Source organism: Nostoc punctiforme PCC 73102, assembly GCF_000020025.1.
Classification (GTDB): domain Bacteria; phylum Cyanobacteriota; class Cyanobacteriia; order Cyanobacteriales; family Nostocaceae; genus Nostoc; species Nostoc punctiforme.
This window is the reverse complement of sequence record NC_010628.1, coordinates 3669025-3693062: the sequence shown is the minus strand read 5'-3', so window position 1 is coordinate 3693062 and position 24038 is coordinate 3669025. Positions and strand designations below refer to the sequence as shown.

General features: G+C 46.1%; 20 protein-coding genes, 1 tRNA gene and 2 pseudogenes. 5 read left to right on the top strand and 18 right to left on the bottom strand.

The genetic code is table 11. The features are described 5' to 3' along the window. Positions 1-2: 2 nt before the first annotated feature. The 10 genes from NPUN_RS15225 to NPUN_RS15180 form a co-directional block, all read right to left on the bottom strand. Positions 3-977, bottom strand: a complete 975-nt coding sequence (locus NPUN_RS15225) for a YfdX family protein (protein ID WP_012409497.1) — start codon at positions 975-977, stop codon at positions 3-5. A 243-nt stretch (positions 978-1220) separates the two neighbouring features. After that, on the bottom strand, positions 1221-2078 hold the full coding sequence (locus NPUN_RS15220) for a YfdX family protein (protein ID WP_012409496.1): 858 nt from the start codon (positions 2076-2078) through the stop codon (positions 1221-1223). A 158-nt stretch (positions 2079-2236) separates the two neighbouring features. Next, positions 2237-2443, bottom strand: coding sequence for a hypothetical protein (locus NPUN_RS15215; protein WP_419788429.1), 207 nt, complete (start codon positions 2441-2443; stop codon positions 2237-2239). A gap of 38 nt (positions 2444-2481) precedes the next feature. Next, on the bottom strand, positions 2482-3255 hold the full coding sequence (locus tag NPUN_RS15210; RefSeq protein ID WP_012409494.1) for a ChaB family protein: 774 nt from the start codon (positions 3253-3255) through the stop codon (positions 2482-2484). A 185-nt stretch (positions 3256-3440) separates the two neighbouring features. After that, positions 3441-5330 (bottom strand): molecular chaperone DnaK, encoded by a 1890-nt coding sequence (dnaK, locus tag NPUN_RS15205; protein ID WP_012409493.1) that lies wholly within the window; start codon positions 5328-5330, stop codon positions 3441-3443. A gap of 257 nt (positions 5331-5587) precedes the next feature. After that, positions 5588-6130, bottom strand: a complete 543-nt coding sequence (locus NPUN_RS15200) for a DsbA family protein (RefSeq protein ID WP_012409492.1) — start codon at positions 6128-6130, stop codon at positions 5588-5590. Positions 6131-6175: 45 nt separating this feature from the next. Continuing rightward, the gene (locus NPUN_RS15195) at positions 6176-6646 is read right to left on the bottom strand and encodes an Hsp20/alpha crystallin family protein (protein WP_012409491.1); all 471 of its coding nucleotides are present in this window, start codon (positions 6644-6646) and stop codon (positions 6176-6178) included. Positions 6647-7156: 510 nt separating this feature from the next. Then, positions 7157-8794 carry a chaperonin GroEL gene (gene groL / locus NPUN_RS15190; protein WP_012409490.1) on the bottom strand — a complete coding sequence of 546 codons (1638 nt, stop codon included), beginning with the start codon at positions 8792-8794 and terminating at the stop codon, positions 7157-7159. 167 nt (positions 8795-8961) lie between these two features. After that, positions 8962-9300 carry a co-chaperone GroES gene (locus NPUN_RS15185; protein ID WP_234711102.1) on the bottom strand — a complete coding sequence of 113 codons (339 nt, stop codon included), beginning with the start codon at positions 9298-9300 and terminating at the stop codon, positions 8962-8964. Then, positions 9273-10169, bottom strand: a complete 897-nt coding sequence (locus NPUN_RS15180) for a transposase (RefSeq protein ID WP_234710955.1) — start codon at positions 10167-10169, stop codon at positions 9273-9275. The genes NPUN_RS15185 and NPUN_RS15180 overlap by 28 nt, the downstream gene beginning before the upstream one ends. 647 nt (positions 10170-10816) lie before the next feature. Between NPUN_RS15180 and NPUN_RS15175 the strand changes: the two genes are divergently transcribed. Next, complete coding sequence (locus NPUN_RS15175) at positions 10817-11266, top strand: DUF1931 family protein (protein ID WP_012409489.1); 450 nt, start codon at positions 10817-10819, stop codon at positions 11264-11266. A 170-nt stretch (positions 11267-11436) separates the two neighbouring features. After that, the gene (locus NPUN_RS15170) at positions 11437-12183 is read left to right on the top strand and encodes an HNH endonuclease family protein (protein WP_012409488.1); all 747 of its coding nucleotides are present in this window, start codon (positions 11437-11439) and stop codon (positions 12181-12183) included. A 35-nt stretch (positions 12184-12218) separates the two neighbouring features. Here NPUN_RS15170 and zwf read toward each other — a convergent pair whose 3' ends face one another. The 3 genes from zwf to NPUN_RS15155 all read right to left on the bottom strand — a co-directional run bounded on the left by zwf (position 12219) and on the right by NPUN_RS15155 (position 15205). Then, positions 12219-13595 (bottom strand): glucose-6-phosphate dehydrogenase, encoded by a 1377-nt coding sequence (zwf, locus tag NPUN_RS15165; RefSeq protein WP_012409487.1) that lies wholly within the window; start codon positions 13593-13595, stop codon positions 12219-12221. A 90-nt stretch (positions 13596-13685) separates the two neighbouring features. Beyond that, positions 13686-14699, bottom strand: coding sequence for a phosphogluconate dehydrogenase (NAD(+)-dependent, decarboxylating) (gnd, locus tag NPUN_RS15160; RefSeq protein WP_012409486.1), 1014 nt, complete (start codon positions 14697-14699; stop codon positions 13686-13688). A 14-nt stretch (positions 14700-14713) separates the two neighbouring features. Beyond that, positions 14714-15205, bottom strand: a complete 492-nt coding sequence (locus NPUN_RS15155) for a hypothetical protein (protein ID WP_012409485.1) — start codon at positions 15203-15205, stop codon at positions 14714-14716. Positions 15206-15501: 296 nt separating this feature from the next. Between NPUN_RS15155 and NPUN_RS15150 the strand changes: the two genes are divergently transcribed. Then, on the top strand, positions 15502-16401 hold the full coding sequence (locus NPUN_RS15150; RefSeq protein WP_012409484.1) for a hypothetical protein: 900 nt from the start codon (positions 15502-15504) through the stop codon (positions 16399-16401). A 240-nt stretch (positions 16402-16641) separates the two neighbouring features. Continuing rightward, complete coding sequence (locus tag NPUN_RS15145; RefSeq protein WP_052304603.1) at positions 16642-16860, top strand: hypothetical protein; 219 nt, start codon at positions 16642-16644, stop codon at positions 16858-16860. A 51-nt stretch (positions 16861-16911) separates the two neighbouring features. Here NPUN_RS15145 and NPUN_RS40765 read toward each other — a convergent pair. From NPUN_RS40765 to NPUN_RS15135, 3 genes and pseudogenes are all read right to left on the bottom strand, one after another. Further along, positions 16912-16994, bottom strand: a tRNA-Ser gene (locus tag NPUN_RS40765). Positions 16995-17403: 409 nt separating this feature from the next. Continuing rightward, positions 17404-17935 (bottom strand): annotated as a pseudogene (locus NPUN_RS15140) (HNH endonuclease). A gap of 645 nt (positions 17936-18580) precedes the next feature. Continuing rightward, the gene (locus tag NPUN_RS15135) at positions 18581-18964 is read right to left on the bottom strand and encodes a response regulator (protein WP_012409483.1); all 384 of its coding nucleotides are present in this window, start codon (positions 18962-18964) and stop codon (positions 18581-18583) included. A gap of 134 nt (positions 18965-19098) precedes the next feature. On the opposite strand from NPUN_RS15135, the pseudogene NPUN_RS40065 reads away from it, so the two are divergent. Next, a pseudogene (locus tag NPUN_RS40065) lies at positions 19099-20266 on the top strand (IS630 family transposase). Between the two features lie 386 nt (positions 20267-20652). Here the strand turns inward: NPUN_RS40065 and NPUN_RS15120 are convergent. Beyond that, positions 20653-22785: a response regulator gene (locus tag NPUN_RS15120; protein WP_012409482.1), complete on the bottom strand. Its 2133-nt coding sequence runs from the start codon at positions 22783-22785 to the stop codon at positions 20653-20655. A 170-nt stretch (positions 22786-22955) separates the two neighbouring features. Further along, positions 22956-23468 carry a flavodoxin FldA gene (gene fldA, locus NPUN_RS15115; RefSeq protein WP_012409481.1) on the bottom strand — a complete coding sequence of 171 codons (513 nt, stop codon included), beginning with the start codon at positions 23466-23468 and terminating at the stop codon, positions 22956-22958. Positions 23469-24038 lie beyond the last annotated feature (570 nt).

Below are 24038 nucleotides of genomic sequence, written 5' to 3'. Positions count from 1 at the left end.
GATTAATCGCGTCTCCTGGCTTCTGCCCTATTTGAGGAATCACCTGGTTTGACGACTTCGGATACTCGGTTGAAGAAACTAGAAAATTGTTCTTGAAGCTTGGCAAATGCGCCTGCTGTGTTCTCACGTGCCTTAACTTGCCGCTCTAGATTTTTAATTGCTTTGTCAAATGCTGCATACTCGCGATCGCCTCTGGCATATCCTAGTTCTTGAGCTAACTTGAGTTGGGCACGAGCATCTTCTAGCAACCTCTGTGCTGCGTCGCGATCCTTCTCTGCTAAAGTAACCGCAGTCACTAGATCGGTATGGGCTTTGACTAGCGGCAGGGGTCGAGCTTGTTCTGTCACCACTAAAGTTGAGAGCGCAAGTTGCAGCACGCCTTTGGCTTCATCAATTTTGCCTTCGTTCAACAACCGAGCTGCCTGCTTGGTAGCATCTGGATATCTCTCTAATGGCAGATTGACGATTGCTGTGCGAATCTCGCTTATCAGGTTGTTCAACAGTTCGCGAGCCGCCGGAAAATCTTCTGCAATTGCAACACCCTTCACTTGATTGCGAATTCGCTCAACCAAATTAAAATCCTGAGGGGCAAAATCGATTATCGCTACCTGAGCCGCCACCGGAATTAGAGCTAGTTTAGGGTATTGTGCTACTAGAATGTCAATTTTTCCAGTTGCTCGTTCTAGGGCAGCAATTGCTTCTTGAGTCTTTCCCCGCTCAATGGCAGCGATCGCTTTTTTAGTTTCTTCAATTGCGGCGATCGCTTCTCGATCCAGTTTACTTTCAGCCTCAGCTGTTGCCTGTTGCCTCTCCTTTTCAATCTCCTGCTGAAGACTAGTATCAAGCTGATTCAATCTTTCAGGAGATACCGCAGCAGAGCCAACTGCATGAACGGGAGCGATGAATAAAAGCGAGGAAAAAAGAATACCCACGAACAGGACTTGCAGCCTTCTAAAGAATCTGTGATATTGGTTCACGATCGTTCTCCTGGTTTATTAACTTGTTTTGCACCTGGATTGAAGAAGGTAGGGGGCGGAGGGGCAAGAAGAGCAGGGGAAGCAGAGGGAGCAGGGGGGCGGAGGGGCAGAGCAGAAAAGACTAAAATTACTCTTGATTCTCCCTATCTCCCTATTCTCTTCTCGCCTCCTGCCTCACTTCTGTACGAGAGGCTACGCCAACGGCTACGCTCAGTGACCACCTGCCTTGTACCTTCACCTTCATCAAGCTGGTTGGGCGGGGGCGGTTCCGGATATACGTTTGAAGAAACTAGAGAATTTTTCCAGGAGCCGACTCAATGGGTCTGCGGTTCTCTCGTTTGCCCTAACTTGCCGCTCGATATCTTGGATTGCCTGCTCAAGTTCTGCATACTCAGGATCGCCTTTGGCATAGCCCAGTTGTTGAGTCAACCTGAGATGGTTGCGAGCATCTTCCAGCAACCTCAGCGTTCCTTCGCGATCGCTGTCTGCTATAGCAACTGCACTCATTATGTCAATATCGGCTCTAAGCAGCGGTAGGGGTCGAGCAACTTCTGTCACCACTAGGGTTGAGAGGGCAAGTTGCAGCACCGTTTTGGCTTCATCGGTTTTACCTTCGTTCAACAACCGGGCTGCTTCCTTCATAGCATCAGGATATGTCGCTAGTGGCAGATTAAAGATTGTTGTGCGAATCTCGCTCACCAGGCTGTTCAACAGTTGACGAGCAGTACGAAAATCATCCTCATTCACAGTACTCTTAATTTGATTACGAATTTGCTCAATCTCATTAGAATCGTCAGGAGCAAGATCGATTATATTTACTTGAGCCGACACAGGAACAAAACCCAGTTCAGGGTATCGTGCTACTAGAATTTCAAGTTTTCCTGTTGCTCGTTCTAAAGCTTGAAGTGCTTCTTGAGTATTTCCCTGGTCAATGGCATTAATTGCATTTCGAGTTTCTTTGAGCGCGGAAACTGCTTCTTGATCTACGCATCTTTGAGCTTCATCTGTTGCCTTTTGTCTCTCGTTGTCAATCTCTTGCTGATTACGAGCATCTTCTTGCTGATCGCGATTATCTTGTGGATTCGATGTTTGGGCGTTCATAATTATTCTCCTGATTTGTTAACTTGTTTTGCGCCTCGATTGAAGTATGGGACAAGGGAGATGAGGGAGACTAGAGACGGGGAAAGGGTAAGAATAACTAACTCCTGCCTTCTGCCTCACTTCGGCTACGCTCAGTGACCACCTGCCTTCTACCTTCATTAAGCTGGATTGATGGCTGCGGATACCTTATTGAAGAAACTAGAGAATCTTTCCTGAAGCTTGGCAAATGCGTCTGTGGTTTTCTCACTTGCCTTAACTTGCCGCTCCAGATTTTTGATTGCCTGCTCAAGTTCTGCATACTCAGGATTACTTCTGGCGTAGCCCAGTTCTTGAGCCAACTTAAGTTGAGTGCGAGCGTCTTTCAACAACCTCAGCGTTTGCTCTGGATCGCAACTCTGGAAATTTACGATCTGACTTTAGACCTGGAATAAGTGCCTTTTTCGTCGCGATCGAACACCTGTTTCACCCGATCCCAAGCCTTAGTCAAGGCATTATCTTTTCCATTGGCTTCTCTGAACGACCGATTGTAGGTATCAACAAAAGTTTTTTGCGCGTCGTCCGACAGATTTGCTCTAATTTCTGGTGAAATCTGCTCATTATCTGCCAGTTCACCTTTTGGTTGACGGGGAATCTTCATGTCAGTGATAGCGACTTCTTCCGCACCCGCACTTTCTAACAGTGAGACAACTTCGTCTGCTTGTTCTTGTGGCACTTCCGCGACCAGTAAAAACTCACCTGCTTTCAGGCGTGTTTCGTAAATAGCAGCTTTGTCCTCCGGCATACCCATTGCGATTAAGGCAGATCCAATACCTGCTCCCAAGGAACCATATAAAGCACCACCTGCCGCTCCTAATAATGCTGCTCCCAAAGGGCCTGCTGCTACTACGGTTCCCAAAAAGGGAATGAACAACACACCCACACCCGTAAGTAAAGCCAACAGAGAACCAAACAGCGATCCAAAAATCGCTCCGGTGGCGAGTCCATCCAAGATCACATCTTCTTTAGTCACAAATCCGGAGATGCGAGTTTCGGCGTGGAAATTGCGACCAATAATCGAAATGTGATCTTTGGGAATACCGCGATCGATTAGACGCTCAACCACTTCTTGCATCTTCTTCTCATCTTTGATGATAGCAGAGACACTTTTGAGGGCGGTTTTTTCAGATGTAGAAGTCATAAAAATTACTCCAAATTAAAAAACTAGATAACATCACGAAATGTGGCGCAGATTTAAGGACGCGGGGATAGGAAGAGAGTATTTGAGAATTTCACTGTGTTACCCAGAGGGTGACGCGCGCAGGCTCGCTAAAGCAGTTCCTTTAACTCTGAGAACCAGAGCAACGGACTGCTCGCTGCGTCTTGTTACTTTTGTTCCACAAAGTCTGCATCGATGACATCTTCACCGCCGCCTTGACGGTCTGTAGAAGTACCACCGTTTGGAGATGCACCTGCTTGTGAGTAGACCGCAGTGCCGATTTGCATTAGGCCTTGTTGAATTTCGTTGGTGAGGGACTTCATGCGATCAATGTTGTTCTGCTCAATTGCCTGACGCAAGTCTCGAATTAAGCTTTCCACGCGGGACTTGTCTGCTGGTGGCACTTTGTCGCCCAAATCCTGAAGTTGTTTCTCGGCTTGATAGGCAACAGAATCTGCCATGTTTTTGGTATCAATTTGTTCGCGCCGCCTACGGTCTTCTTCCGCATTGCGCTCGGCTTCTTTCACCATCCGCTCGACTTCAGATTTGTCGAGGGTGGACGCACCTGTGATGCTAATGGACTGTTCTTTACCTGTGGCTTTTTCTCTGGCAGTTGCTGACAGAATCCCGTTAGCATCAATGTCAAAGGTAACTTCGATCTGTGGCATACCTCTGGGAGCTGGAGGAATCCCATCTAGTCGGAAGGTTCCCAGGCTCTTGTTGTCGGATGCCATTTCGCGTTCACCTTGCAGAACATGGATTTCTACGTTTGTTTGTGCGTCAGCCGCCGTTGAGAACACCTCAGATTTCTTCACTGGGACAGTGGTATTGCGCGGAATAATCTTGGTCGTCACACCACCTAGAGTTTCAACACCCAGCGACAACGGCGTGACATCTAGGAGCAGTACGTCTTTTACCTCACCCCCAAGCACACCCGCCTGAATCGCTGCACCCACTGCTACGACTTCATCCGGGTTGACACCCTGGTGTGGATCTTTGCCTATTATCTGCCGTACCAGTTGCTGGACAGCCGGCATTCGAGTTGCACCACCCACTAGGATTACTTCGTCAATATCTGCGGGACTCAGTTTAGCATCGCGCAGGGCTTGTTCGACAGGAATGCGGCTGCGATCGAACAAGTCGGCGCACATTTGCTCGAACTGTACCCGCGTTAAGGTCATATCTAGATGTTTCGGGCCTTCCGGGGTTGCGGTAATAAAAGGTAAGTTAATGTTCGTTTGTGTTGCGCTTGAAAGTTCAATTTTGGCTTTTTCTGCTGCTTCGGTGAGGCGTTGCAGGGCTTGTTTGTCTTTACGCAGATCGATGCCTTCGTTGCGCTGGAATTCGGTTGCTAGCCAGTCTACGATTCTCTTATCAAAGTCATCACCGCCCAAGTGGGTGTCGCCACTGGTAGCTTTCACTTCAAACACACCATCACCCACTTCTAGGATAGACACGTCAAACGTCCCACCACCTAAGTCAAAGACTAGGATGGTTTCGTTAGTTTTCTTGTCAAGTCCGTAGGCGAGGGCAGCCGCCGTTGGCTCGTTGATAATTCGCAGAACTTCAATCCCAGCAATTCTACCGGCATCTTTGGTCGCCTGCCTTTGAGAGTCATTGAAATAGGCAGGGGTGGTAATTACCGCTTGCCTCACCGGTTCCCCCAGATATGTGCTGGCATCATCTATCAGCTTGCGGACTACCTCAGCCGAGATTTCTTCGGGTGAAAATTCCTTGTTCAGAGCGGGACAGTGTAGCTTGACATTGCCATTACTGTCACGTACCACTTTGTAAGTAACTTGTTTTGCCTCTTGCGTAACTTCATCATACCTGCGCCCGATGAACCGCTTCACAGAATAAAAAGTGTTTTCTGGGTTCATTACACCCTGGCGCTTGGCAATTTGCCCGACAAGTTTTTCGCCCTTCTTGGTGTAGGCAACCACAGACGGAGTTGTGCGACCGCCTTCTGTGTTCGGAATGACGACGGGTTGTCCGCCCTCCATTACAGCTATACAGGAGTTGGTAGTTCCTAAATCAATACCAACGATTTTTGCCATCGTTAGCAACCTCCTTCAAAGATTGGGATAAGAAATTGAGAGTCTGGATTCAGGACAAGTTGAATAAATGGTATTAAGAAGGCAGAGGGTAGGAGGCAGAGGGCAGAAGGGGAATCCCCATAAATAAATTTAGGGGATTTAACAACGGCTTCTGAAAGTAAGGGTTTCCCGACTTGAGCAAACTGGCGTGGGCTTGTGACCTTTTGGCAGAGGGAAGAATCTATCCTTGAACCTTCTGCCCTCTGGCTCCTTAGCACTCAGGATTCGGCTGCGTTTTGAATCGCGGCTAACAATGAGCGGAGGTCGTAAGAGCCATCGTGGCGCACACCGTTGATGAAAAAAGTCGGCGTGCCGTTGACCCCGCTCTGGATTCCGCTGAGTAAGTCTTCGCGTATCCTGGCTACGTGGGCGTGCTCGGCGAGTTCGTGACTAAACCGAGGCACATCAAGACCGAGGTTAGCGGCATATTCTATTAGATGTTTGCGATCGAGCGCCTGTTGATGTTCTAAGAGATGGTTGTGCATCTCCCAGAACTTACCTTGCGCCCCAGCTGCCTCTGCTGCTTCTGCTGCCTGCTCGGCGTGGGGATGCACGCTAGTTAACGGGAAGTGGCGGTAGACAAAGCGCATGAGATCCCCGGTCAACTGCTGGAGTTCTTTGACGATGAAATGGGCACGACCGCAATAGGGACACTCATAGTCGCTGTATTCCACGAGGGTGACGGGTGCGTTTTTTGGCCCTCGGATATGGTCGCGATCGCTAACTGGGAGGCTAAGTTCGCCCGTTGCTGTTGTTATCATATTGTCACCTCCTGCTCTTAAGGGAGTGCTTTGGGAATCATTGCGTCACTGCCCTTGCCCGTTGCCCCTGTGCCCGTCACCTAAGTTTACTTTCACAACCTTATTTCTATCTTCTTCAGCCTTGGGCAGCCTCAGCTTGAGAATGCCATCTTTGTATTCTGCTTCTACTTTGTCATGCTGGACACGGCTAGGCAACGGAATTACGCGCTGAAACCTGCCATAGCGGAATTCGGTGCGGGTGATGCCTCTTTCTTCCGTTTTGATTTCTGATTTCCGCTCACCAGAAATAGACACTGCCTCTGGCGATACCTGCACATCTAGGTCTTTGGGGTCTACACCGGGAATTTCTACCTTGAGATGAACCGCATCGGGGGTTTCTTGAATCTCTGCGGAGGGAATAAAGGCAATGCCTTCCTCTTCTCTACGACCTGTCGGTGCTATCTCATCAAACAAGCGGTTTAACTGCCGCTGCAAACTTTCAACTTCTCGGAAAGGTTCCCAACGAACGAGTGCCATAATTTTAAGTCTCCTGATGATCTATACTTGAGTGTTTAGAATTCTGCATTAGACTGGGTTTTGTCAGTTGCTGAAACAGCGTTACTATCTTCCAGTGCTGAACTCTATTGACACTATAGAGAAGAAATCTAAGGGCTTTCTGAGGAAATTATGATGATTGGGGATTGGGACAAGGCAAAATTGTAAGGGGAAAAACAAATAACTTCCCTTTAACCTTTCTCAGTTACGCCAGTTCGCTCAACGGGGGAAACCCTCCGAAGTTGCTCCACTTGGTGAGGAAGTTCAAGTCTTGGATGCCACATCCTCCACTTGGGGTCTCCCCAAGTGGAGGATGTGGCTCCGGTTCCCGTCGAGTTGAAACTTCCGTTAGCGTAGCGTTAGCGACGCAGGAGCGTCACCCGAAGGGGCAAAGACGACACTTGCTACAACGGAGGGAACCTCCGCAACGCAGTGTCTCCCAAAGACCGCACTTCTCTTTGCACGCGACTTGCTCCCCAATACCCAGTCTCCTCAATAATCGAAGCCTTCGCCAGGGCCAGGGCCGACACCAGCTGGCGCTTTCGCCTGCTTGTCAGGTTTTTCTACCACAACACCCTCAGTGGTCAGCACCATACCACCAATAGATGCAGCATTCTGCAAAGCACTACGAGTCACCTTCGCTGGATCGACAATGCCCGCCTCGAACATATTCACAAATTTATTAGCAACGGCATCGTATCCTTCATCAAAGGGCAGTTCACGGACGCGCTCCATAATCACCGCACCATTAGCACCAGCATTATCAGCAATGCGACGTAGTGGAGCATGAAGGGCGCGAGCCACAATCATAGTGCCCGTCAACTCTTCATCCTTCATTTGGCTCTTTGCCCATTCCTCAAGCTGGGGAGCAATGTGTGCTATTGTTGTACCGCCACCGGGCACAATTCCTTCTTCAACTGCGGCTTTAGTGGCATTAATTGCATCTTCTAGACGTAGCTTGCGGTCTTTGAGTTCAGTTTCGGTGGCAGCACCGACCTTAATCACCGCGACACCACCTGCCAGTTTCGCCAGCCGTTGTTGCAGTTTTTCCTTATCGTAGGAGGATTCAACTTCTTGGATTTGGCGACGAATTTGTTCGATGCGAGCTTTGACAGCTTCTTCGTTGCCTTCTGCCACGATGGTTGTGTCGTCTTTGGTAACGATCGCTCGCCGGGCTTTACCAAGCATTTCTAACCTGACATTTTCTAGCTTCAAGCCCGTATCTTCGCTAATCACCTGACCACCTGTGAGCGCCGCGATGTCTTCCAGCATGGCTTTACGTTGAGCGCCAAAGCCGGGAGCCTTCACCGCCGCGACTCGCAACACACCGCGCAAATGGTTGACAACTAAAGTTGCCAAGGCTTCTTTTTCAATGTCATCCGCAATGATTAGTAGGGGTTTGCCTGTCCGAGCAATTTGCTCCAGAATCGGCACTAAATCTTGAACCATTGTAATCTTGCGATCGGTGATTAAAATGTGGGATTCTTCCAGCACTGCCTCCATTCGCTCTGGATCAGTCACAAAGTAAGGCGAAACGTACCCTCTATCAAAGCGCATTCCTTCAGTGACTTCCAGTTCAGTCGTTGTGGATCTGCCTTCTTCTAAAGAGATTACACCTTCTTTGCCCACTCTTTCCATCGCCTCAGCCACAATCCGACCCACTTCGGGGTCATTACCCGCTGAAATGGTTGCAACCTGCTCAATGTCCCTAGAATCTTTAATTGGACGGGCGTGTTCTTTAATTTTTTCGATGACGAATTCCGTAGCTTTATCAATCCCCCGTTTCACCGTCAGGGGATCGGCACCAGCCGTAACGTTGCGTAGCCCTTCTTTAAGCATCGCGTGAGCCAGCACAATTGCAGTGGTGGTTCCGTCACCCGCGACATCGTTTGTCTTGGAGGCTGCTTGACGTAGCAAGGAAATCCCGGTATTCTCAGCGGGATCTTCTAGTTCAATTTCTTTGGCAATAGTTACTCCATCATTGACGATTTGAGGAGCGCCAAATTTTTTCTCCAAAACTATATTCCGACCTTTGGGACCGAGGGTGACAGCGACGGCTTCGGTCAGAGCGTCAAAGCCTTTTTCCAATGTCCAACGGGCCGTATCCTTGTACAGAATTGTCTTTGCCATAGAAATGTTGTCTTTGTTAATTTTAATCTTGTTAATTTTAATTAGGATGTTTTCAGTAGTGCTGAATAGAGACGCGATAAATCGCGTCTGTACAAGAGTTAGGAGTTTTATCTCCCCCTGCTCCCCCTGCTATCTTTTCCCCAATACTCAGTCCCTTTGAAAGCTGCTTACTCCACGATCGCCAGGACATCTTTTTCAGACAACACGTATTCTTCGCTACCGAGTTTAATGTCGGTTCCGGCATATCTGGAATAGAGAACTCGCTCGCCAATTTTCACTTCCATTGGCTGACGAGATCCATCCTCATTACGCTTCCCCGGGCCGACTTGCACCACTTCTCCAATCTGTGGCTTTTCTTTGGCGGTGTCGGGCAATAAAATTCCCCCAGCAGTTTTTTCTTCCGCTTGCGCGACCTTAATAGAGTTGTCGGGAAATAAAAGATAAGTGAGGCAATGCTGGTCTTGTAATTGGGATTCTCTTAAGCAGCCATCAAGTAGAAGTTCCATAATCCTGCTGCGGTCAGCATCAAATGGTCATCAAAGTTTTCAATCCGATTACGATAAATGACACTGGCGGCGTTGTAGCGCTTCACACCAGCAAAGGCATTTTCGCAAACTACACGGGATTGACTCAATTGACGATTCTCCGTTTTTTGAAGGTCACTTAACTTGCCCCCTTTGGGCTTTTTGTGAGGAAGATGGAGATTGTCATACTGCTTCTGTAATCCCTGAAAGCCCGAGTCTACTTCAATCGGAATTTCATCAGGCACACTACCTGCAATGTCATCTTCGTCATGAAAACGTTTGTCATGCAGTTTGCCTTCTCGTGCTTTGCTTAAGATCAAGACCCGTTTGGTTTCATCAACTGCCGCCAAGTGTTTACGCGTATGACGTTTCTTTTTACCGGAGTAATTCTGTTGTTGTTGTTCTCTTTCTTGAGGTCGCGCAATTGGGCGTTCTGTCCCATCAATCATCACTCGTTGCACTCCTGGAAAGCGTGACAAAAATGCTTCAATGCTTTCGAGATGGCGTTCCGGCAGCGCCATCTTCTGTCCCAAAGCCGCTTCTAATATTGGCTGCAATCGATGCATCCACTCATGTGCCTGGGAGCGATGCATATCAAAGAGCAGTCCCGCCACATCAAAGGTCGGATAACATTTGAAATAGAAAAGGATGAAAAACAATTTGTCTTGGGCTGTAAGTAAGCGGGCTTTGCGTCCTCCACCCAGGCCACGTTGACGAGGCTTGGCCTGTTGAGTATCTAGGTACATCGTGGTAAACGTGGGCAAAAGGGCATCAAATGCTTTCCGGTTCAACCCAGTTAATGCCCTCAACAGTCGGTCTTGCTTCAGCGCACCTTCAATATTCAGCATCATTCTTCCCTACCACTGCTGTCTATTCTCTCTTATTTCCCGACAAGTCTAATAAAGATGCGTAGGCGTAGCCCGTCGTAGACATCGCCCAATGGTTTTACTGTCGAAATACTCAGCGATACGGCTGCCATAGGCTATTCTCCTGTTGAGAAGGCAGGAGGCTGTAGGTACATTAGTGAGTGGGCTTTAAACCCACAACTAAGGTTTTTGTTATCTTTCTTCTGTACCCCGCAGTATGTCTCCTACCTTTTTTGTCAAAAATATTGATTGGTACTGCTCAGTGCTTATTACCTTAACCAAAAAATCTAAGGACTTTCTGAGGAAATCATGGAAGTTGCAAAACAGTTGTATGGCAAAAACCGGGCGTGCAAGAATTTCTGTTGAGGTTCAGCTTAATTGAGTACGATGGTGGGATGTACTGATAGTTGCAGATATCGGCTGAGTTGCAAAGCACTGCAAATGTGATTGGTTGTGAGATTTAGTTCACAGGCTAAAGGGTGCGGCTACTATTAACCGAACTGTATTGAAATAAAACCTCATTGGAGCGGACTGAAGAGAGCCGTCAGTACTAAGTTCAAGGTTATTAGCATCTGCTCAATTCAACCGTTAAACACTGAGGTTGTTTAATGTTCTCAAAGAGGATTTAAATCATGTCAGTAATCAGTATTTCTAAGTTCGAGCGCTTCTTCCGCACTGTGGCAGGTCTAGACGTGGACAAGAACGACCTTAAGCGTTACAGCGACTTCGTCAATCATAAAACCTACGATCTTCTCCTTCGTGGCCAGGCTACGGCGAAGGCGAACGGGCGCGACATCATCGAACCTTTTGATGTACCTATTACAAAGGGACTGGAGGAGAGAATTCACAACTTCAAGGAGATCAACGAGGAGATTGAGCTAAAGCCCATACTGGATTACATGACGACGCGGCCACTGCTCGACCTGGACTACAGTAAAGAGACCGAGGCACGGCTTTCAGACATCGTGGGTGGACTTAGTGTGGCACTTGCCCGCACCTTCAAGATCATCGATCCTGCTCTCAAGAACCCCCAGACGATGCAGTGGGAGCGCGCCTTCAGCATTTTTGACTTGCTGCTGTAGACTCAGTAAATAGATGGAACGGCATCGAAAAATGGGCGGGGGCTACTTCCGCTTTTTTGTCAAATACCAAGATTAACAATGGTTAAGCGCCTAAATATGCCTTCCTGGGGACAGACTGCGATCGCCATTGAAGGCAAGCGTTAAGCTGTTTTAGGACTTACGCACGCTCTATGAATTCTCGGCGTTCTTGGCCCATTGCCCTTGACCGTCAGGTTCCGCCAAAAAGCAAAGATGTTCTCATGGCTGCTGCCTATCACTTTTTTAAAGACAAACTGACCAAAAGCAATGATCTTAACGACGATCCCATAGATCCGACTAAAGTGCTAATTACCCTGGAACAATGTCTCCAAATTGTGATGATCAACCTTGGTGATGATGACGATCCGTATTTAATTTTTGAAAGTCTGAATTTCAAGGGCGAGCCACTCACCCAAGCTGACTTAGTGAGGAATTATCTGCTGATGCGCTTCCGTCACTCAATTTCTGCTGGCAGAGAGCAGGAAAGGGTTTACTCAAAATATTGGATTCCACTTGAGAGTATGCTTAAATCAAACCTCACCGAATTTCTTCGCCATTATATAATGAAGGATGGGTATGATATGAAGCAAGGTGGCATTTATGCAGCTACTAGGGCGAAGCTGAAAGGTATGGAATTAACGGAGGAAGTCGAAGCAGAAGTTCATACCACCCTGGTTAGTACATTTGGCAACTTGACTCTGACTAGTTACAACTCAGAATTGAGCAACCTCCCATTTTTAGAGAAGAAAGTTAAGCTCGAAAATACTCATATTGAGTTAAACCGCTGGATTCTTCAGCAGAATAGTTGGGGAGTGCCAGAAATTGAGGAGCGAGCAAAAAGTTTACTCGACATAGCTAATAAGATTTGGTTGGCTCCCTTGGATATGATTTCCGATTAAACCATCGTCGTACAGTAAAACGCGGTACAACGATATCACGTCGCATTAGGATTATGCCAACCGCCATCTGGGGGAATCATGTGATCCGCTAAAGGAGGCCCCCAGGTATGAGGTGCGTATTCGTAAACAGGGGTTGCTCGATCTAGGATAGGAGCGACAATTTGCCACTGTGCTTCTACTTCATCCTGGCGAGCAAATAACATGGAGTCGCCTTTCATGGCATCTTCAAAAAGCCGCTCGTAGGGATTCATCTCATTGCCATGCTCAACTTGAGCGACTAGTCCGACTTCGCTACCCACCATTCCGTCGCCTGGGGTTTTAGAGCGAATGCCGATCGCAGTCAGCACATTTGGACTAAGACGAAAGTAGAAATAATTTGCTAATCCAAAGGCACGCTCGCCAAAAACATCCTGCGGCGGACGCTTGAGCCTGACCACAACTTCAGTAGTTGTACTCGGTAAACATTTGCCTGCACGAATGTAAATCGGAACGCTAGCCCAGCGCCAAGTATCAATGTTGAGCTTGACCGCCGCGAAGGTTTCGACTTTGGAATCAGGAGCTACACCAGGTTCTGAGGCATAGCCCTTGTACTGTCCACGCACTACATTTGAGGGTTCGATTGGATCTATGGATTTGAGCAATCGCGCTCTTTCATCTCGGATGGCTTCATGCTGCTCGTTGATGGGCGGATCCATCATTAAACACGCCGTCACTTGAAGTAGATGATTTTGCACCACATCCCGAATAGCGCCTGTCTCTTCATAAAACTGTCCCCGTGCATCGATGCCAAATTTTTCAGCCATCGTGATTTGGATACTGGCAATACTGACGCGATGCCAAATCGGTTCAAGTAATGAATTGGCGAAGCGAGTGTAGAGAAGATTTTGGACTGGTTCTTTTCCCAAGTAATGGTCAATCCGAAAAATATGACTTTCGGGAAAGATAGAGTGCAGAATGCAGTTCAGCATTCTAGCCGATTCTAGATCGCGTCCAAAGGGTTTTTCTACCATAACGCGACCATTCTTTACACAACTTGATTGACCTAACCCTTCGACAACCGTCGCAAACAAACTGGGAGGAATGGCTAAGTAATACAGAGGAGCTTCAGCTATTTGGAGTACCTGGCATAATTTATCATAGGTAGCGCGATCGCTATAATCACCAAAAATATAGTAAAGTAATGAACACAGTTTCTGGAAAGCTGCCTCATCAACGCTGGCCTGTTCCTCCAGGCTCTTACGCACATAAGATTGTAATTGTTCGATGCTCCAATCTCGCCTACCCACTCCAATAATTGGAATGTCAAAATGACCGCGTTGAATCATCGCCTGTAAGGCAGGAAAGATTTTTTTGTAGGCTAAATCACTTGTGATCCCAAAAAATACCAGGGCATCGGAGAGTAAAGCTGCCATGATTAACCTCCATATCGACGCAAAGAGGGGAAGCAGGGGGGCAGGGGAGCAGAGAGGAAGAAAGCTGATTAAAATCCCCGTGTCCCCGTGTCATTTTTCCAAATGCCCACCGAACTCGTAGCGCAACGCAGAAATGAGTTTATTGGCAAAGTCTGATTGACCGCGAGAGCTAAATCGTGTGTAGAGAGCTGTACTAAGGACGGGAACAGGAACTCCTTCTTCAATGGCTGCCATTAGTGTCCATCGACCTTCTCCAGAGTCAGATACGCGCCCCTCGAAGTTGGCTAAGTCGGGGTCTTTGAGAAGGGCGATCGCGATTAAATCGAGTAACCAAGAGCTAATTACGCTGCCCCTTTGCCATACCTCTGCTATATCTGCAAGATTAAAGTCGTATTGGTAAAATTCAGGATTTCGTAAGGGAGCAGTTTCAGCATCGATTTGATGCAATTGTTTCCCAATATTAGCATGGTGAAGAATGTTCAACCCTTCGGCATAAGCTGCCATGATGCCGTATTCAATGCCGTTGTGAACCATTTTGACAAAGTGCCCTGCACCGTGAGAGCCACAATGCAAATAGCCCTGTTCAGCTGTTCCCCCCATTAACTCACGACCAGGGGTGCGCGGTGCAGCTGATACACCAGGAGCCAGCGCTGCAAAGATGGGGTCAAGATATTTCACCACCGCCAATGCACCACCAATCATGAGACAGTAGCCGCGTTCTGCCCCCCAAATGCCACCGCTAGTTCCACAATCAATGTATTCAATTCCTTTGACTTTTAATTGATCTGCACGACGAATGTCATCAATGTAGTGAGAATTGCCACCATCAATGATAATGTCGTCAGCGTCTAGAAACGGCATGAGAGTGTGTAGGGTAGCATCTACTGTCGCTGCGGGTAGCATCAGCCAGACGGCGCGGGGTGGCGTGAGTGCTTCGATGAGTTCAACGAATGATGTTACACCACGGGCGATCGCTCCTTCCTGAACCAGCACCTCTGCTTTTTGTGGCTGACGAGTGTAGCCAATGACGGTATGTCCAGCCTGGGTTAGACGGTGTGCCATGTTAGCTCCCATTCGTCCTAGTCCTATCATTCCCAGTTCCATAACATGCCCTGTATTCAAGTGAGAAAAATTGGGAGTATCCATCCCGCAATAGCGCCAGTAGGGCAGACGGCTGTTAGAATCAGGAAAACCTCAGTTCGACTTAACTCTATTTCCAGCAAATTTTCGACGGACTGGTCTAATGCCATATCCAGGGTAAAAATGCCAATCCAGGATAGAGCGATCGCTATTGCCCAGCCCAATAATCCGCTTGATATCGATGCTCCAGTTAGAATCCATGCAAAACCGAATGTGAGAGATAACAATCCCGCCCAGACGGGAAAGCCAGTGAGTATGCAGGCACGGACTGCGGCAATTGTCAAAATGAACATCGGTATTGCAATCGTCGAGAAATGGCGATCGAGCCAGAGAGTCCATCCCAATCCTCCATATCCCAGCATTAGCACCGTCAGCCAAACTAGACTATAGAGAAAATGTTTCCAATAAAATTCTTTTGATTCTGGTCGGTTATGGTCTTGTTCAAATGTAGTTACAATTTTGTTAACCATAGGTCTTATACCTCTCTACAAAGACGAATCAGTTAACCAAGCCTGAATCTAGGATTTGTCCAATTTTTCCCATTTCCTTATCTTCTTAACGAATCTGCCCTAACGTTAGTTGGCAAATCTAAGGAAAATCTGAGCAGATACTGATACTAAATTGCGTTTAGAAACACTTATCTCTGCTTTCACAAAAGCATTGCTCTTTAAACGTCCTCATTTTTTGCTTAGATTATCTCGCTACAATTCCCACGTTGATCTAGTAATTAGCTCATGCTGCGAGAGGAACCCTAGGGAGTGAGATCATGACTAAACCGATTCAAATTCTGTTACAGACAACAATTCCCACCAATGAAGATGATTGGTATATTGGGCGATTTTCTTTGCTAAAGGACTATTTAGCTTCGTTGAAAAGTGACACTGGGGAACCCCTGTACCAGGTAACAGCAAGGGATCGAGAAAATACTGCTGAAAAAAACGATCCAGTTTTAAGTACGCTGGATAATTCAGATTTTGATGAACTGTGGCTGTTTGCTGTGGATGTAGGGGATGGCATAACTCCAAAAGAGTGTCAGAGCATCAGTGCCTTCCGTCAGCGCGGCGGCGGTTTATTGGTCAGCCGTGACCATCAGGATGTAGGTTGTTCGGTTTGCAATCTTGGTGGTGTCGGCGCAGCCCATTACTTTCACAGTAAGAATCCCGATCCCGATCCCTCGCACCACTACCCTGATGACATCTACACTAAGTATATTTCCTGGCCCAACTTCCATTCTGGGTTAAATGGTGACTACGAGAAAATTACTCCCATAGAACCTATTCATGACTTACTCAAGAATCCTACATCACCTTCTGAGGAGATTGAATTCTTTCCGGCTCATCCCCATGAAGGAGCCGTAGGTGTGCCTGCAAACGAGAAGAATGCACGAGTAATTGCCTTGGGTACAAGCTCAGTCTCCGGTCGGGACTTCAACTTAGTAGTTGCTTTTGAAAATACGCAGGATGAACAAGGAAATATTTTAGGACGTGCGATCGCTGAATCAAGCTTCCACCATTTCGCCGACTACAATTGGGATGTTGATATGGGCGCACCTAGCTTTGTAACCGAACCCCCTGGAGATGGGATGAAGCAAAACCCACAAGCCCTTGAACATATTAAAGCCTATGTGCGAAACTTAGCCCTCTGGCTGGCTCCTACCTCAAGTTAAAGGAAAGTCTCCCATCCTTAAAAACTAGTGTAAACAGCCTTTATCAAACCTTTTTCGATATGTCTTAATTACGAATTACGTTAGCGTAGCGGTAGCGAGTCCGCGATAGCGAAGCGTTAGCGACGCAGGAGCGTCGCGTCATTACGAATTATAAATTAGTATCACTTCCTGCCTGAGGTCATTCTGCAATCCATCCGGTGGTATTGTCTCTATGCCTTCAGTTATCGAGAACTGGAAGAGATGATGCGAGAGACAATAATAGGCTTGGCTTTAGTTACGATTAGTGTAGTCATCTCTTGCCGGGGCTTGAAAACTATCTCTGACGATGCGTGGCGCGTTTTAGTAGTAGTCATCGGGCTGATCTGCATCATTTTGGGAGTTGCTATCAGTCATTGGATTGTCAAACTGTTGCTCTTCATACTTTTGCTGATGCTAAATGTTGATCCAAACGAAAGTTGATCAACATTTAGCATCAGCACAGCGCCTCGCTTTTCGGCTTCAGGTGGAAGGTGGAAGATGGAGGAATCGAACCCCTACAGTTGCCTATACCCTGGTTTTCAAGACCAGTTGCCGACCATTTAGCGGCATCTTCCATTAAACTTTGTCTGGTGAGACTTGTAAACGCATGAAGGACGGCTTCTTGAAATCGCTTTGCCGCATTGAGCCAGTCAGCTTAAGCAAGCTACGTCTACAAATTACGTCACAGGGGTAAATGGTCGGGATGGTAGGATTTGAACTCACTTCGACAAACAGGCGCTCTTAACCAACTGAGCTACATCCCCACATTGAGTAGCAATTATTTAGATTTAAAGTTTAGATTTCAAGGTTCTGAGGTGTTTGCGCTATGCCTGTTGGAGGGGCTGTAGTGTTTTAGTACGCTTGTGTTACATGCGTATTACACTCATATCAAGAGTATACTAAAAACTTTTTAAAAGAAGTGAGAGGGCAAGAGTTATGTAATGCCTATATTGCCCTCTCTGGGGCTTAGTTTATTGGTGTAAATTACTTCCCACTAAAGCGTTGTGCGCTCCAAAACTGCTCTGCAAATGCAACTGCTGGGTGAATTGGACCTTTGGGCTTGGTTTTCAGTACCATTCCAGCTTCATGAATTAGGCGATCGCCTTTGGTCTGATTACACCGTTCGCAAGCTGTTACAACGTTATCCCAGCTATGTTGTCCACCTTTTGAACGGGGGATTACGTGGTCTAGTGTTAGATGCTTGGAGCTAGCACAGTATTGGCAGGTATGATTGTCTCGCTTGAGTACTTCACGCCGATTTACAGGAGGTACTTTCCAGTGCCGTTCGGGATTACCAACGGTCAAGCGGATGTTCGGGAACTTGTAGTACGACACTAGGAGAGCGAACTTCCCAAAGCTTTGTAGTGCTGAACTCCAAGGATTCTGCCTGACCTGTGACTAACAGCACGACGGCGCGTTTGATGTTGATGCGAGCCAGTGGTAGATAGTTCTTAGAAAATACCACCACTGAGTTTTGTAATATATGTGGTTGCTGACTCTGCTGTTGAGCTTGCATACGTTGATTTACTCCTCAAAAAATAACCCCCGCCTCTGGTTATCAAGAGCGGGGGTCAGGTAGTTGATACTTTTTGCCTTATCTTGGTGCTAGAAGACATTTGCACCTCCCGCTTTGAATAAGTTGATTTGGATTCAGCCATCCAGTAATCGCTCCAAAAATGTCAATATTTGCAGATTTACTGCCTGAATATGGATACTTTCCCTCAAACGCAAACAGCGCGAGTATTCTGCCTAAACCCTTGCGCTTGTGGCAATACATGCCGCTATTAATGGTTGAGGAGAATCTGCTGATCGTCGAATATTTGTAGTATTTGTAATCATAATCATTGTACTACACTTGTAATATATATTTGTCAACACTGCTGGTTACATGCGATCGCAGGTTAATACAGAAAACATTAATAAACTGTTAATCATTTAATTTGCACATTGAGACCGCAGAGGGGCAGGGAGCAGGGAGCAAGGGAGAGGGTTTGCAGCTTTTATTTACAATGAAAATGGTGCAACTTGTAGGCGCAACAGCTTAAGATGACGCAGGGAAATTTTAATAATTAAGTGATTAGCTGGATTTGATATAAAATATCTCCGCATCCCCTTTCTTTGCTTTGCGTCTCTTCCATAAAAAAGGCATTGCACTCTAACCTCACCACCCCAGTTGCTCAATAATCTGCTCGCCAAGCTGCAAGACATTGAACGGCTTCAGGATCACTCCAACAAATTCAGAGGGGTCAAATCCCAGCGAATCGTCTGACGGGTCTGTGGCGGTAAACAAGATAACCGGAATCGACTGCGTAGTCGGATTAGTTTTCAAAGATTGCAGCATAGTCAGTCTATCTTCACCATACAGGCTCAGATCGAGTAAAATCACGTCTGGTTGCTGCGTTTCTGCCTGCATCAGTCCTGCCTGTGCAGACTCAGCTGTGAGGATTTTCCAGCTTTTGAGGCGTTCTAGCGTGAACTTGACAATGCTGCACAGGTCAGGTTCGTCGTCAATCACCAGGATGCATCGATTTGTATAAGAGGACATAATACCAATTCGTAATGAAGGGGCGTTAGATTTAATCTGGTTTCATGCGATCCAACTTCTCTCTAATAGTCTACCAAGGTAACTTTGCTAAGTAAAACCTCTAATTGGTAAAATAGCCAAAAACGGGGTGTAACATGGCAAAAAAGTACATTGTTGACTTGAATGAAGATGAAGTTTCCCAACTGCAATCGATAATTAAGAAAGGTAAGCATAAGGCAAGAACCATAAGCCGTGCAAACATTCTTTTGATGGCTTCCGAAGGAGAAACGGATCAAGCGATCGCTAGCATAGTTAGAGCGCATGTTGCAACAGTGCAACGAATACGAGAAAAATTTGTCATTGGAGGGTTAGATTTTGCTTTAAAGGATGAAGTTCATCCACCAAAACATAAAAAATTAGATGAAAAGCAAGAAGCATTTTTGATTGCAACAGCTTGTTCTAATCCGCCAGAAGGAAGAGTGCGTTGGACAATGCAATTATTAGCAGATCATTTAGTGAACGTTGGTATCATAGATTCAATCTCAGATGAAACAGTACGTCAAACTTTAAAAAAAATGAAATTAAGCCTTGGTTGAAAGAACAATGGTGTATTCCTGAAGTTAACGCAGAATATGTTTTCCGAATGGAAGATGTGCTGGATTTATACAATGAGCCTTATGATCCTAAACGCCCTGTAGTCTGCTTTGATGAACGTCCATACCAATTAGTAGAAGAAGTAAGACTTCCTTTGCCACCACAGCCAGAGCAACCTGAACGTTATGATTTTGAGTATAAACGTAACGGGACAGTAAATTTATTCGCATGTTTTCAACCCTTGGCTGGATGGCGGCATATCGAAGTTACAGAACGTCGAACTAAAGCCGATTTTGCTAAACAAATGAAAAATTTAGTAGATGTTTCCTACCGAGATGCCGATGTTATTCGTTTAGTAGTTGATAACTTGAATATTCATACACCCAATGCATTATATGAAGTTTTTCCACCAGAAGAAGCACGTCGAATTATTCAAAAGTTAGAGTTTCACTATACTCCTAAACACGCTTCTTGGTGAGCCAGTGCGTTGGGCGGGTTCCCCGACTTGAAGCAACTGGCGAACCCGAAGGGCTGAATCAGGTAGAAATCGAATTATCTGTTTTATCTCGCCAATGTTTAGAACGGCGTATTCCTAATGCAGAAACATTAACTTCTGAGATTGCCGCTTGGGAGAAAAAACGTAATCAGCAAAAAGCTAGTGTTTATTGGGGTTTTCAAACCAAAGATGCTCGCCGAAAAATGGAGCGTTTATATCCAAATTTAACATAGCAAAGTTAGCTTGGCAGACTACTAAATTGATTGATGGAAAATAACAAAGTACGTTCGCGTAGCATTGCCGCTAGCATCATTATTTGAATCAATCCCTTGAGAGCTAATTTGTAAACTAAAGTAAACTACTTGTCTAGTAAGGGTTTTAGGCATTTAAGTTAATAAAGCGCTTATTCGCTGAAACTCAGACCTAGTAATGAGTTAAGTACCCTTAAGATTTTCTTTACGAATCAGCTCTAAGGGATGAAGTATCAATTACTAATTAGGAATTTCCAAGAAATAAATGATCCAATTTATTCATAATTCTATTTTTCTTACTCCCCCTGCTCCCCTGATAACACAGTGATTGATTATTTTTTTATTTGGAAGTCCCTTATTTTAAATCCCTACCAGGAATTGAAATTTAAAATTCGCTGAATCAAATCGGCTTCTACGATTGGTTTTAAGATATAGTCATCTGCCCCCGCTGCTAGGGCCCGGTACAGGGTATCAGCATCGGCATGAGCCGATAACAACAACACAGGTAGCCGACTCCAACGCGGATCGCTCTTGACTACCTGGCATAGTTCAATGCCGCTAAACCCCGGCATAGCGACATCCAGCAATAGCAGATCGGGAGTGGTGGCTTCCAAGTATTGCCAAAACTGGCTTGAATCTGCCAAGGTTGTGACCTGAAAGCCCCACAGTTGCAGTTGGGCTTCTAACATGGACAACAATGCCGGATCGTCATCCACAATGAGCAGTCTGGCATTGATAGTGTCAATCCGGTGGAGGAGTTGGCTGACGGCTTGAAACACTTCGGTAGGCGTGGCAGGCTTTTGCAAAAAGGCGTTGGCTCCTAAACGGGTGACTTCCACGCGCTTGGTTAAATCGCCAAGTCCTGTCAGCACCAGCACAGGAATAGTGGGAAATTGGTGCTTCAACTGTGCCAGTAGGGTCAAGCCGCTTTCGGTGGTATTGGGAAAGATAAGATCCAATATGATGGCATCGGGCGTGAGGTACTGAAGGCGTTGGCGGGCGAGGGTAAGGTCAGTGACGGTTTCCAGGTGAATGCTCCAGTTTGAAGCATTTGCCTGCATTCGCTCAATCAAGTCAGTATCATCATCAATCAACAAAACCACGCGATCGCTAGACTTCAGTACTAGAGTGGGCGATGTTGTCGCAAAAGTGGGTAACAGCTGGATAACTTGTCTCAGTTGCCCAAGCAGCGATTTTAGTTGAACCGCTTCCTCTGATTGCACAGCAGCCGTTGGTGTTTTCAAGGTGCGTTCGATCTGGCGGGCAAGTTCTGCTGCTTGCGGCATACCAAATGCCCCCAAGGAGCCAATCAGCCGATGGGCGACGGTGTGGGCGAACTGCCGTAGGTCAAGGGTAAGAGTATTAGTAGAGAGGTGGGCGATCGCCTCCTCCAGCTTTCCTAGTTGGCCCTGCAATCGCTCCTGAGAATCCTGCCACATCTGCTGAATTGCCGCCACTGCCTCCGCCTCTGCATCATATCGATTTGCATTCAGCAGGTAGGATGAGGAAGACGCAGAGATGGGGAGATGCGGTGAACCAGCACCTTGGACTGAGCCGCTTTGCGGTGAAGAAGTCGGAGTCTTGGATGCCGCATTCTCCACTTGGGGAGATCCCAAGACCGGAGTGGCTCCCTTTCCCGTCGAGTCCGTTAGCGCAGCGTTAGCGACGTTAGGAGCGTCACTTCCGAACCCAGAAGGCAAAGACTTGTGGCGACTGGTGACCCCAAAGGGTAACGCGGAGAGCCTATCAAATATATTCCCCGTGTCCCCTTGTCCCCGTGTCTCCGTATCCCCGTGTCCTTGCTCCGACCCCTGCTCCCGCTCTTCTGGCACAGATTTCAGCCGATACCCCAGCCCATACAATGTTTCAATTGGATCGGAATTCAGCCCAGCCATCTGGAGTTTGCGCCGCAACCCGCGAATTTGAGTTGTTACAGCTTCTTCACCGGGACATTCATCAATCGAACAGATGCGATCAAGCAGAGTCCTTCGGTCAAAAATCTGCCGCGGATGTCGCAAAAATAGCTCCAGCAGTTTGTATTCTTTAGGCGTGAGATGTAAGCCTTTGCCTTGACACATGACTTCGCAATTATTCGGATCGAGCTGCAACTGACCCCAGCAGAGTACTTTGGTTAATACTGTGCTGCCTCGTCGCAGTAATGCCCGAATCCGAGCTAGCAGTTCTGATAGCTCGTAGGGTTTAGTAATATAGTCATCTGCTCCTGCCTCAAAGCCTGCTATTCTATCTGCCGGATCAACCTTCCCTGTGAGCAGCAAAATAGGCTCTTGCTGATTCTGTGTCCTTAGTTGGCGACACAGACGAATTCCATTCTCATCGGGTAGCATAACATCTAGCACGATCAGGTCATACTCTGTTGCCTCAGCTAACTCTAGTGCCGATCGACTATCACTAGCGGTATCAACTGTAAACTGCTGTGCTACCAAAGAAGTGGTGAGAGCAGCCGCCGTATCTTGATCATTCTCAACGATAAGCAGTTTCATAAAACCTATTTTTCAGGCAATTGAGCCAAGTATTTCAAAGGCAACCCGAAGCAAGTTATGTTTTAGAGAATGGTTTTCAGTAATTTCTCTCGCGCAGTTTCATCTTTGAGACGGGCAAAGAATTCTCAAACTTACCTAATTAGGTAACAAGCATTTTAGTGAATAAAGCTTTACAAACCAAACTCTGGCTTCAATTGTGTAACCCAAGCTTTGATTCTTTCCTCTGTTAAATCGGATTGATTATCTTCATCAAGGGCAAGACCTACAAATTTACCATCACGAACAGCTTTAGACTCACTGAATTCATAACCTTCTGTAGGCCAATAGCCAACTGTTTCACCACCATTTTCTGAAATTTTTTCCTCTAGAATACCGAGGGCATCTTGAAATGTATCAGGATAACCAACCTGGTCTCCAGGAGCAAAATAAGCAACTTTTTTGCCGATGAAGTCAATGTTATCTAACTCATCATAAAAATTTTCCCAATCACTTTGCAATTCTCCAACATTCCAGGTAGGACAACCAACAACGATATAATCGTAGTTATTGAAATCACTTGGTTCAGCTTGTGAAATATCATATAAAGTTACAACACTATCACCACCAAACTCCTTCTGAATTATTTCTGATTCAGTTTGGGTATTGCCTGTTTGAGTACCAAAAAATAAACCAATATTAGACATTTTTACTCCTTTTATGTATTTGCAAAATTATTTCAATTAAAATATTTAGTAATAATTAATTGTTAGCTAGCTAATAATTAAATTTTTATTACAATCATTGTAAAAGGCATTGAAAAAGTAAATAAAAATTTTTATTCTACGTTATTTCAAAAATATTTACTTACATATACTTAACCTTTATAGTGATGTAATATACTCTAATTCCTATTTTACTTATAAATACCATCTCAGCTTAATGTAACGAATTTTTCTGTTTATCTTTAAATACAAAAAATTCAACAAAACTACAGAAAATTAATCTTAATAACACAAAACAAGTATCAATCTGTAATACAACTAAGCTTAAATAAATTAATAGAAAGCTTCATCTATCTAATAGGTTGAGAATAGTTTATGTCTAATGACATAAATTCATTCGTGTTGATTTCATTTGGGTATATTCATCTGATTTAGGATTTACTCCATTAAGTTTGTACTCATCAATGCCCGCCTGTTGGTATCCACAATTCTCATACAGTGCGCGAGCAAAGTAATCAATCGTTCGTCGCCATATCTAACTTTGAGTCAAAC